The following is an 11,650-nucleotide window of genomic DNA, read 5'->3' as shown; positions in this document are numbered from 1 at the left end:
TAAAAGGTCAAACAAAATGGATTTAATGCGGACAGCGTGTAGGAATATTAGCTTATATCATGGATAAAGCTAGTAGATACGGGTGTTTTGTAAGGGAACGGAATAGGCCGTTCCACACAAATACCTTTTTAAGATAGGAGGAAAATACAATGCCAAAGCCATTTAAAAAGAGAAGAAAAGTTTGTGAGTTCTGCGAACGAAAAGTAGAAAATGTTGATTATAAAGATGTAATCACGCTGAAGAAATTCGTTTCTGAACGTGGAAAAATTCTACCAAGACGAGCCACTGGCACCTGTGCTAAACATCAGAGAAAGGTAACTGAAGCGATTAAACGTGCGCGAAACGTTGCCCTTTTACCATATAGCTCAAATAACTAAAAATTGCAAAGCTGCTTGTTTCAGGAAGAACCTGAAGTGAGCAGCTTTTTCTATGTCAGGAATAATTTGATGGTGCTGGCGTTTTCATAAAATCCGTCAAATCATAACCGTAAAGCGGGGATACTTTAGCAGCAAAATTAAGGATACGGCAAACAAAAATAATGGGCATTTTCTTTTATTGTGATATAATGGTTCAGTAACTTTTTACGCATAAATAAACTGCGTATGCAAACAGTTAAGTTGCCAATTTGGAGGATCAATGAAAACACGTGGAATAACAGAAGGTGCGATGTTTTGCGCACTGGGAGTAATTCTTACTTTAGTTAGTTATTATCTGCCTTTCTTTGTCTTGCTGGTGTTTTTTATACCGGTACCGATGGTTATTCTGGGGAAGCGCCAGGGACTGAAAGTGAGTATTCTTTCCAGTATTGCGGCGACCATTCTGATCGGTCTGTTCCTGGGACCGCTCAATGCGGTTTCCTTCGGGGCGCTGATGCTTTTCGTCGGGTGCAGTCTGGGGTTTGCCTATAATCGGGATTTGTCGCCGTTCAAAAAAGTCGTTATCGGGATTTTTGGTTTTTCAATTCTACTGATCGCTGTGGTAGCCAGTTATGAATTGGTGATGGGGATTGGTTTTACCACTCTGTTGTTTCAAACCCTTACGCAGAGCACCAGTGAGGTAATGGCATTTTATGAAACCGCCAATCTTATGGATGCTGAACAATTGACAATCGCGAAAACAGCGATGGAAAAAAATATCGAAATGGTAAAACTGGCATTGCCCAGTGCGTTTCTGATGATGCCCGTTATTTTTGGGATGGTAAATGTTGTGGTTTCGGACATGATTTTAAAACGCATCGGGTATCCGGTAAAAACCTTTAAACCCCTCAGTCAATGGGAAATGCCAGCAACCCTCAAATATTTTTTGATGGTGCTATTACTCGGGGATTTTATCGTCAGTATGTTCCAGGTATCTACAATACCGCAGATATACATTGTGACAGTCATGAACTTTGTTAATATTATTTTCTTCGTTATGGGATTGTCGCTGATTCTTAATTATATGGAATATAAACAGCTGACAAACAAAGGCTTAAAAGTGTTAGTCGTTTTTCTGAGTTTTTTAATCAGTGCGATTGTAACCATTGTCGGGGTGGCTGATACTTACATCGGAATTCGCCAGATTTTTCGAAGGGAGTCCCAGATAAAATGAAAGAATCAAAGAAAGATGTTGTCCGGTTCGCCATCGCAGCTCAGTTGCTTGTTTCGGTTGCACTTGGGTTTTATAATATCTACTTAGGAATTGCCGGCGTTGTGATCTTTGTGGTCCTGATTATTTATTACACCAAAAATACCAGCATTGACGAGATTAAAATTGACAAGGCCATTGATGAAATATATAGTGATCTGGACAAAATCAATCAGGAGCGGATGTATGAAATGCCCATCGCCATGGCTATTGTCGATAATCAGGGGATGATTTACTGGTATAATCAGGCCTTCGGAAAGGCCTTCAAAAAAGAAAAAGAGGGTTTGTTCAAAAAGAGTATCATTGAAGAGTTGGATTTTAATCTGGATGAAGCAGTTAAAGCCGATGAATTTACCTTTCATTACGAAGAACGGGATTATGGGGTGGTCACCAATGCCTTCTCTGATAAGGTTCACAGTTTTGAACTGCTGCATTTTTTTGATGTCACCGAGCAAAGCAAGCAGCGCCAGCTGTATCGGAAAAATTCACCGCTATTCTGCTATATTGTGATCGATAACTATGATGATATCATCGAGCAAATTCCCAGCCATAAGCGTTCGGCGATTCTGGGTCAGGTTGATCTGAAGCTGAATGAGTGGGCTAAACAACTGGGCAGTGTCATGATCGAATACGAAAGTGACCGATATCTGATGATTTTTGAACGAGGCAAAATCTGTGCCTTACAAAAAGAAAATTTTAAAATACTGGATGAGGTTCGGGAAATTGAAAATGACGAAAAAGTTCCCATTACCCTCAGTATTGGCATTGGCATCTCGGAGAGCATTCTGGGGATTGTTGAATCCCAGGAATTGTCCCATTCAGCCCTGGACATTGCCCTGGCGCGCGGGGGCGATCAGGCGGTCGTTCGTCAGGATGAAAAAATGTCTTTTTATGGCGGTAAAACGGAAGCCACCGAAAAAAGAACCAAGGTTAAGGCCCGGGTTAAAGCCTACGGTCTGAAAGAGCTGATTAAAGAATCGGATCACGTTCTACTGATGGGCCATCAAAACCCCGATATGGATTGCCTGGGCTCGGCGGTGGGGCTGTTAGGGGCGATTAAAGCGCTTGGTAAAGAAGGCAAAATCGTGATTCGGGAGATTAACTATTCGATCAAATCGCTTTTTGACTATCTGCTGGAGAATGAAGCCTATCAGGATGCCTTTATTACCCCCAAGGAAGCTGAAACATATGCAACTAAAAATACCCTGTTGATCATTTTAGATACCCAAACCGTCAATTATCTGGAAATGCCATCGCTGGTGGATCAGATCCCTAAAATTGTCGTCATTGATCATCATCGGCGCTCGGGAAAGGCCATTAAGGAAACTCTGCTAAGCTATACCGAAGCCTACGCTTCTTCTACCTGTGAACTGGTCACCGAGCTACTACAGTATTTTGATGAGAAAAATCAGCTCACTACCATAGAAGCCAACGCCCTGATGGCCGGGATCTGTATGGACACTAAAATGTTCACTTTAAAAACTGGGGTACGAACCTTTGAAGCGGCCTCTTATTTAAAGCGAAAGGGTGCCGATACCTTAGTCAGCAAAATTCTGCTGCAGGATGACCTTAATACCTATACGGCTAAATCGGATGCAGTCAAGAATGCTAAAATATATTTTGATAACATTGCCATCTCAACTTTTGAGAACAATACCGATTATGGTAAGGTTATTGCCGCCCAGGCCGCCGATGAACTGCTGAACATCAAAGGGATTGTGGCCTCCTTTATCATTCTGAAAAATGACGAGGGTCTGGCCATCAGTGCTCGTTCGATGGGCGAAGTCAATGTCCAAGTAATCTTGGAAACACTCGGCGGCGGCGGGCATTTAGCCATTGCCGGAGCGCAATTCCCGGGCGAAAAAAATCTCGAAACCGGAAAAGAGCTGTTGCTCACTGCGATTAATAAATATAAGAAGGAGAATGGATCATGAAAGTAGTTTTATTAGAAAATGTAAAAAATGTTGGAAATAAAGGTGAAATTGTTGAAGTTAAAGACGGTTATGGCCGGAACTTCCTGATTAAAACCGGCAAGGGTGTCATCGGTAATAAAGAAAACATTGCCATGGCCGAACAAACCAAGGCTGACGAAGCAAAAAAAGTTGAAACAGAGCGACAGGCAGCGGTTGAGCTGGCAAAAACAATCGATGAAACGGAAATCAGCATTACCGAACGAGCCGGCGAAGACGGCAAGCTGTTCGGGTCAATAACCAGTAAAGATATCACCGAAGCCCTGGAAAAACAAAAAGGCATCAAGGTCGATAAACGTAAGGTTGAACTGGAAATGCCGCTGCGACATATCGGTCGGGCTGAAGTTAAAATTAAAACCTATCAGGGCGTGATTGGAAAACTGACCGTGATCATCAAAGGCGAAGCCTAGGAGACCAAGTGGTGATGAATTCCAAAGTCCCCCCTCATAATATCGAAGCGGAGCAGTCTGTTTTGGGTGCTATCCTGATGGATGAGTCAAATATTGCCCGGGCTGAAGAACTGTTATCACCCCATGATTTTTATCGCGGTGCCCATAAAGAAATTTACGAATCGATGTTGGATCTTCATAATGAACGAAAACCGATCGATACCGTCACCCTGATCAATTCCCTCAGAAATCGCGGGGTGCTGGAAAAAATCGGTGGGATTGGTTATCTCAGCGAGCTAATTGAGATGGTGCCGATCAACCGGAATTACCTGGAATACTGCCAGATCGTTCATGAGAAGGCGGTGATTCGCAATCTTATCCATACGGCGACCCAGATTCTCGAAGACAGCTATGGCCAGTATGACAATATTGGGGATGTGATCGATCGCGCTGAACAGGAAATCTTCAAGGTTTCCCAGGGACGGCGAACCGGTGATTTTCAGAGTATTCAAGAAACTCTGAGCACCACCCTGGCTCAGATTGAAGCCATTGAAAGTAAAAAAGGCAAGCTCACCGGTATCGAAACCGGTTTTACCGAGCTCAACCATATAACCTCCGGCTTGCAGCCATCCGATCTGATTATTGTGGCCGCCCGGCCATCGATGGGAAAAACCGCCTTTGCCTTGAATATTGCGCAGAATGCGGCCATCAAAGACAATCGCTCGGTCGCTATTTTCAGTCTCGAAATGTCCAAGGAACAATTGGTTCAGAGAATGCTTTGCGCCGCCTCATTGGTCGATAGCAATAACGTCCGAACTGGTAACCTCAGTAAGGAAGACTGGGAGCGGATGGTGGTTGGTTACAATACCCTCTACGGCGCCAGCATTTTTATTGATGATACCCCGGGGATCACGGTTTCTGAAGTCCGCTCCAAATGTCGGCGCCTAAAAACGGAAAAAGCCCTGGATCTGATTGTGATTGACTACCTGCAACTAATGAGTGGCGGCAGCCGCAGCGAAAACCGGCAAAATGAAATTTCTGAAATGTCCCGTGGTCTTAAAGCTCTGGCTCGGGAAATGGAAGCCCCGGTCATTGCCTTGTCCCAGCTTAGCCGAGCCCCGGATGCCCGAACGGATCATCATCCGGTGATGTCGGATTTACGTGAGTCTGGTTCGATTGAGCAGGATGCCGATGTGATTATGCTGTTGTACCGGGAATTTTATTACGATAAAAACCCGGAACTCAAAAATCTGTCGGAATTAATCATTGCCAAACAACGTAACGGCCCAACCGGAACCGTTCGCCTGGCATGGATTCCCGAATATACAAAATTCAACGATCTGGCGGTCGGTTATAATGAAGATGACTACGGCCCGGATGCGTTTGCATAAAGGAAGAATAACATGAAATATGATGTAATAATCATCGGAGCCGGCCCAGGCGGTATTTTTGCCGCCATGGAACTGGCTAAAAAGAATAAAGAAATTAAGATCCTGATGCTGGAAAAGGGCAATTCGATTGAAAAGCGGATCTGTCCCAAACGCCAGACGAATGTCTGTATTGGCTGTAAACCCTGTAATATTACCACCGGTTTTGCTGGCGCCGGAGCCTATTCTGATGGTAAGCTGTCGCTTTCACCAGATGTCGGTGGCGAATTGCCAGAATATATCGGTTATAACACCACCGTCGATCTGATTAAATATGTCGATGATCTCTACATTGAATTTGGCGCCGACAAACGGGTTCATGGTCTGGATAATCCCGACAAGATCCGGGACATCCGCACCAAAGCGATCCAGAGTAATCTGAAACTGATTGAATGTCCAGTGCGTCATATGGGCACCGAGGTGGGTTATACCATTTACCAGCGGATTCAGAACTACTTAATCGACGATCTGGGCATCGATATTAAATTTCGAACCCCAGTGCAAAGTCTGGTGGTCGAGGACAATGCTGTGGTTGGCGTGGTGGCCAAGGGTGAAACCTACACGGCCGACAAGGTACTGGTAGCCGTGGGTCGGGATGGCTCCGAATGGTTTACTTCCATGTGCGAAGCGTACAAGGTTGAAACCAAGGTCGGAAAAATCGATATCGGGATTCGTCTGGAAACCCGCAACGAGGTCATGCAGGAAATCAATGATGCCCTTTACGAAGGCAAACTAGTCTATTATACGCCCACCTTTGATGACAGCGTCAGGACCTTCTGTTCCAACCCCGGCGGCGTCGTGTCGACCGAATATTATGATAACCAATTGGCGGTGGTCAACGGTCACAGCTACAAATCTGATAAGTTGAAAACCCATAACACCAATTTTGCGCTGCTGGTCTCCAAGAGTTTTACCGAACCTTTTAAGGAAGCGGTCGCCTATGGCAAACACATTGCCGGGTTGGGAAATATGCTGACCGGCAATAAGATTATGGTTCAGCGTTACGGCGATTTTTTAAGAGGTCGCCGTACCACCCAGGAACGGCTGATGCGTAATAATATCCGGCCGACCTTAATTGATGCGGTACCAGGCGACCTTTGTTTAGTCTTACCGTACCGGATTATGAAGGACATTGATGAGATGATTCAGGCTCTGGATCATGTGTCGCCCGGTCTGGCCAGTGATGAAACCCTGCTTTACGGGGTCGAGGTCAAGTTCTATTCCAATAAGGTAACTGTTGATAAAAACTTCCAGTCCAGCATCAAGAATCTCTACGTGCTGGGTGACGGCGCCGGGGTAACCAGGGGTTTGATGCAGGCATCCGCCAATGGGGTGTATGTGGCCAGAAACCTCTATAACGAATAGATGTCCGGAAAACTATATATTGTCGGTACCCCGATTGGGAATCTCGATGACATGAGCATTCGCGGATTAAGGGTCTTGCAGGAGGTTGATCTGATCGCTGCTGAAGACACCCGGCATTCGATTAAGCTGCTCAATCACTTCGAGATTTCCAAAAAGATGGTGGCCTATCATCAGCATAACGAACAGCAGTCCAGTGAAGGGCTGATTGAACTGCTGAAACAGGGTCAAAATATTGCCCTGATTTCTGATGCTGGGATGCCGCTGATCTCCGACCCGGGATCGGTGCTGGTAAAAAACTGTGTCGCCAATGACATTGCGCTAGAGGTGGTTCCCGGCCCTAACGCCGGGCTCTGCGGTCTGGTACTGTCGGGACTGGATACCCGTTCGTTTTTGTTTCTCGGCTTTTTAGGTAAAGAAAACAAAGCGGTTAAAGAAGGCCTGAAACGAATCGAAGCATCAGAGTTTACCGTTGTCCTCTACGAATCGCCGCATCGGTTACCGAAAACCCTGGAGATTCTTGATCAGCATGGCTTGGGGCATCGGCAAATGAGTATTTCAAGAGAAATAACCAAGCGCTACGAGGAAACCCGTTACGGCACCATTGCGGAACATCTTCACTATTATCAGGAACAGTCTCCTCGTGGGGAGTATGTGCTCTGTATTGAAGGCCGAACCGCAGATGAAGGCAACTCGGTGGCCAGTCTGGAACTGGAAAAACTGAGCCTGGAAGACCATTTGTCTCATTATTTAAGTGAAGGACTGCCGGAAAAAGAGGCCATGAAAGCCGTGGCTAAGGATCGGAATATTTCCCGTAGGGATGTTTATAATGCGGTAAAGCGATAAATCCCCTGAAAAATCTGGAATTAAGGAGAAATTTATGTCAGAAAAAACATTTTATATTACCACCCCCATTTATTATCCCAGTGGAAACCTGCATATCGGCCATACCTACACTACCGTGGCGGCAGATACGATTACCCGGTTTAAAAAGCTGCAGGGTTATGATACCTACTTTTTAACCGGCACTGATGAACATGGCCAAAAAATTCAAAAGGTGGCCGAAGCCGCCGGAATTGCTCCCCAGGCTTATGTTGATGGGATTGTCACCGGCATCAAAAACCTCTGGGATACGATGAACATCAGCTATGATCAGTTTATAAGGACAACCGATCCCGAGCATGAAAAAACGATTCAGCGGATTTTTAAAAAGCTTTATGATCAGGGCGATATTTATAAGTCTAACTACGAAGGCTGGTACTGCACCCCCTGTGAATCCTTCTGGACCGAAAGTCAGTTAGTCGATGGCAACTGTCCGGACTGTGGCCGACCGGTGGAAAAAGCCGCCGAAGAAGCCTACTTCTTTAAAATGTCAAAATATGCCGATGACCTGATGAAATACATTGAAGACAACCCCCATTTCATCCAGCCGGAATCCCGAAAAAATGAAATGGTCAATAATTTTATTAAACCGGGCCTCCAGGATTTATGCGTCTCCCGAACCTCCTTTAGCTGGGGGGTACCGGTGGATTTTGATCCCGGCCATGTGGTCTACGTCTGGATTGACGCCCTGCCCAACTATATTTCAGCCCTGGGTTATCTCAATGATAAGCCCGACCTGATGGAAAAATACTGGCCCGCCGATGTCCATCTGGTCGGCAAAGATATTATCCGTTTCCATACCATTTACTGGCCGATTATCCTGATGGCGTTAAAATTACCGTTGCCCAAACAGGTTTACGGTCACGGCTGGATCCTTTTAAAAGGCGGAAAAATGTCCAAATCGGTGGGGAACGTAGTCGATCCGGTGGTCTTAGTCGATAAATATGGCGTCGATGCCCTGCGCTACCATGTGCTGCGGGAAATGAGCTATGGTTCTGATGGCGTTTATAACGAAGATCTGCTGGTCAGCCACATCAATTCCGACCTGGCCAATGACCTCGGTAACCTGCTCAGCCGGACCCTGGCGATGACCGATAAATATTTCGGCGGGATTATTCCCAATCAACGGGAAAAAGAAGAAATCGACAACGAGATTATCGAACTGGCCGAAAAGACCCCGGGGATCGTCAGTGACTACATGGACAAGCTGGATTTCAGCCGGGCTCTGGAAGAAATCTGGAAACTGGTTTCCCGTTCCAATAAGTATATTGATGAAACCCAACCCTGGGTCCTGGGCAAAAGCCCGGAAAAACAGGCTCGCCTGGCCGAGGTGATGTATAACCTGACCGAATCGCTGCGGATCGTCACGGTGCTGATTTCGGCCGCGATGCCGGAAACCGCCCGAAAAATCGGCGAACAGTTAAAATGTCCCGTAGATTGTCTAACCTGGGACAGCATCCAGAAATTTGGCGGCTACCCGGAAGGGATCAAGATCGAACGCTGCGAGGCCCTGTTCCCGCGGATTGAGCTGGAAAAGAAAGCCGAACAGCCCGTAAAAGAAGCGAAAGTCAAGACGGAGCAAGCTAAAAAAGAAAACCCCAGCGCAAGTCCGGAAGAACTACCGGAGGGGCTGATTACCATTGACGACTTTGCCAAGGTGCAGCTGCGGGTGGCCGAAGTGGTCGCCTGTGAACCCCATCCCGATGCCGATCGGCTGCTGGTCTTACAACTGCAGGTCGGTCAGGAAAAACGTCAGGTGGTTTCTGGCATTGCCAAATACTACGCCCCGGCAGACCTGGTCGGCAAAACAGTGATTCTGGTGGCCAACTTAAAACCGGTCAACCTCCGGGGACTGGAATCCAACGGCATGATCCTGGCCGCCACCAAGGGCAAAAAATTGTCCCTGGTTACCGTCGATGGCATTCCCTCGGGCGGAAAAGTTTCATAATTAACGGGTAAAAATAAGCGTTTTAAACAGTAACTAAATCAATGTAGGGGCGATTATTAATCGCCTGCCAACGTCAGTATATAAATAAACGTTGGCGTGCGGGCGGGTACTACCCGCCCCTACGAACTTAAATAAAAAAGTCTAAACAGAATTTTATCATTCTGTTTAGACTTTTTTAAAGCGCCAGGCTTAAAGGCTCTTCATCGTATCAAGATACTCATTTTTTTCACGAACACCGACAAAGCGGTTCACGGCCTCACCGTTTTTAAAGAAAACCACTGTGGGGATGCTCATCACCCGGAACTGTTGAGCCAGGGTCTGGTTGTCATCCACATTGATCTTACAAACCTTCATATCCGCTCCCAGCTCCTGCGAAATTTCATCGATTGTTGGGGACAGCGCTTTACAAGGGCCACACCATTCTGCCCAAAAATCCACCATGACAGCTCCATTATAGGATAAAATTTCAGTTTCGAAATTTTCCATATTGATATTAATAATTTTTTCACTGGACATTTTTCTATTCACCTCATAAATGTATTTGCGCAAACATTATATAATAATTCCCGGGAAGTTAAAAGGATAAAAGTTAAATTTCTCAGTTTAAAGGCTGGCGGTTGTGTTAAAATAAAGGCATGAAAAAAATGAAAATGAAAAAAACGGTATTAAAAAGATGGAGATAAAAAAGAGTATCTTAAAAAACGAACTCGATAAAATTAACCGCCACAACACGTGTCGGTTTCATATGCCCGGACATAAGGGGCGGGGCGAAGCCTTTGCTTTATACGACTACGACATTACTGAAATACCCGGCGCCGATAACCTCCACGATGCCCAGGGGATCATTGCCCAGGCTCAGGAAAAACTGGCTGCGATCTATCAAAGCGACGAAGCGGCCATTCTGGTCAACGGCACCACCACCGGCATTCACAGTGCTATTCTGGGCAGCTGTTCCCCGGGCGTGCAGCTGCTGGTGCCGATTAACTGTCATCGGGCGGTCTTCGGGGCACTGGGGTTGGGCCGCATTGACGGCGTCTTTATCACCCCGGAGATTGAGGGACAAATGGGCTTTGCCCACTCGATCAGCGTCGCATCGGTTCACCAGGCGTTGGCTGAAAATCCCCAAATCGGGGGGATGATTCTGACCAACCCCAGCTATTACGGCACGACCAGCGACGTCAGGAAAATAGCCGAAATCCTGCACGACCAGGGCAAATTCTTAATTGTCGATGAAGCCCACGGCGCTCATCTGCGCTTTAGTGACAAACTGCCGCAAGACGCTTTGTCAGCCGGAGCGGATGTGGTGATTCAGAGCACCCATAAAATACTGGGATCCCTGACCCAAAGCTCGCTGATCCATTTTCAGGGCAGCCTGGTCGATCGCCAAAAGATCAAATCCTTTCTCAGCCTACTGCAAAGCTCGTCACCCAGCTATCCGCTGATGATCTCAGTGGAAGAGGCCGTGGACGCCGCTTATGAAAAGGGCGAAATTATTTTCAATACGATTGTGGCAGCCCATCAGGAATTCTGTCAGAATCAGAACGGTCAGGAACCCATCATGCTGTATGATGGAAATGGCCGGGCTAATGGTTATGATCGCAGCAAGTGGCTGTTTCAGACCCGGGGCATCGCTGGAACCGAAGTGGAAGCCCGGCTGTCAGCAAAGTACGGCATTCAATGCGAAATGTCGGGCGCTAATTACGTGCTGGCGATGACCGGGATGGGAACAAGCGGGGATGATTTAGCAAGAATAACCCAAGCAATCTGTGATATAAATAAAAGCATCAAGCAGGATTTGTTAGAAGAAAAAGAACCAAAGACCCCCACTCATCGGTGGGAGGGCATTGATTTTAGCGCTGCGGTGCAAACTGAAATGCCGCTGTGGGAAGCGCTTGCTTCAGAACAACGGGGCAAGATGGCGCTGGATATGGCCGTGGGACAGTTGGTTGGCGATTTTATTATCCCCTACCCCCCGGGCATCCCGGTGTTACTTCCCGGCAGCCGGATCAGCCCGGAAATGGCAGTTTATTTAAACGATCTGCTGGA

At 46.6% G+C, this 11,650-nt stretch carries 9 protein-coding genes and 1 pseudogene; 9 read left to right on the top strand and 1 reads right to left on the bottom strand.

The features are described 5' to 3' along the window. Positions 1-149: 149 nt before the first annotated feature. The 8 genes from rpsR to metG all read left to right on the top strand — a co-directional run bounded on the left by rpsR (position 150) and on the right by metG (position 9,604). Positions 150-377 carry a 30S ribosomal protein S18 gene (rpsR, locus tag Q7J41_RS06890; RefSeq protein ID WP_026394929.1) on the top strand — a complete coding sequence of 76 codons (228 nt, stop codon included), beginning with the start codon at positions 150-152 and terminating at the stop codon, positions 375-377. Positions 378-636: 259 nt separating this feature from the next. Further along, a complete protein-coding gene (locus tag Q7J41_RS06885) occupies positions 637-1,590 on the top strand; it encodes a YybS family protein (protein ID WP_304886499.1) in 954 nt (317 codons plus the stop codon). Next, the gene (locus tag Q7J41_RS06880; protein WP_304886497.1) at positions 1,587-3,560 is read left to right on the top strand and encodes a DHH family phosphoesterase; all 1,974 of its coding nucleotides are present in this window, start codon (positions 1,587-1,589) and stop codon (positions 3,558-3,560) included. Before Q7J41_RS06885 ends, Q7J41_RS06880 begins: the two co-directional genes overlap by 4 nt. Continuing rightward, complete coding sequence (gene rplI, locus Q7J41_RS06875) at positions 3,557-4,006, top strand: 50S ribosomal protein L9 (protein WP_304886495.1); 450 nt, start codon at positions 3,557-3,559, stop codon at positions 4,004-4,006. Before Q7J41_RS06880 ends, rplI begins: the two co-directional genes overlap by 4 nt. A gap of 14 nt (positions 4,007-4,020) precedes the next feature. Next, positions 4,021-5,376, top strand: coding sequence for a replicative DNA helicase (dnaB, locus tag Q7J41_RS06870; protein WP_304886492.1), 1,356 nt, complete (start codon positions 4,021-4,023; stop codon positions 5,374-5,376). Positions 5,377-5,388: 12 nt separating this feature from the next. Next, positions 5,389-6,777 (top strand): NAD(P)/FAD-dependent oxidoreductase, encoded by a 1,389-nt coding sequence (locus Q7J41_RS06865; RefSeq protein ID WP_304886490.1) that lies wholly within the window; start codon positions 5,389-5,391, stop codon positions 6,775-6,777. Further along, entirely contained in the window at positions 6,778-7,620 is an 843-nt protein-coding gene (rsmI, locus tag Q7J41_RS06860) for a 16S rRNA (cytidine(1402)-2'-O)-methyltransferase (RefSeq protein ID WP_304886488.1), read from the top strand. Positions 7,621-7,654: 34 nt separating this feature from the next. Then, positions 7,655-9,604, top strand: coding sequence for a methionine--tRNA ligase (gene metG / locus Q7J41_RS06855; protein ID WP_304886486.1), 1,950 nt, complete (start codon positions 7,655-7,657; stop codon positions 9,602-9,604). Positions 9,605-9,793: 189 nt separating this feature from the next. Here metG and trxA read toward each other — a convergent pair whose 3' ends face one another. Next, the gene (gene trxA / locus Q7J41_RS06850; RefSeq protein ID WP_304886484.1) at positions 9,794-10,120 is read right to left on the bottom strand and encodes a thioredoxin; all 327 of its coding nucleotides are present in this window, start codon (positions 10,118-10,120) and stop codon (positions 9,794-9,796) included. A 157-nt stretch (positions 10,121-10,277) separates the two neighbouring features. Between trxA and Q7J41_RS06845 the strand changes: the two are divergent. Continuing rightward, positions 10,278-11,633, top strand: a pseudogene (locus Q7J41_RS06845) (aminotransferase class I/II-fold pyridoxal phosphate-dependent enzyme); the annotation flags it as partial. Positions 11,634-11,650: the final 17 nt, after the last annotated feature.

It is taken from the genome of Acetobacterium sp. (assembly GCF_030652775.1).
GTDB lineage: Bacteria > Bacillota > Clostridia > Eubacteriales > Eubacteriaceae > Acetobacterium.
Note: the sequence above shows the minus strand (reverse complement) of the source record. Positions and strands in the feature narration are given on the sequence as shown.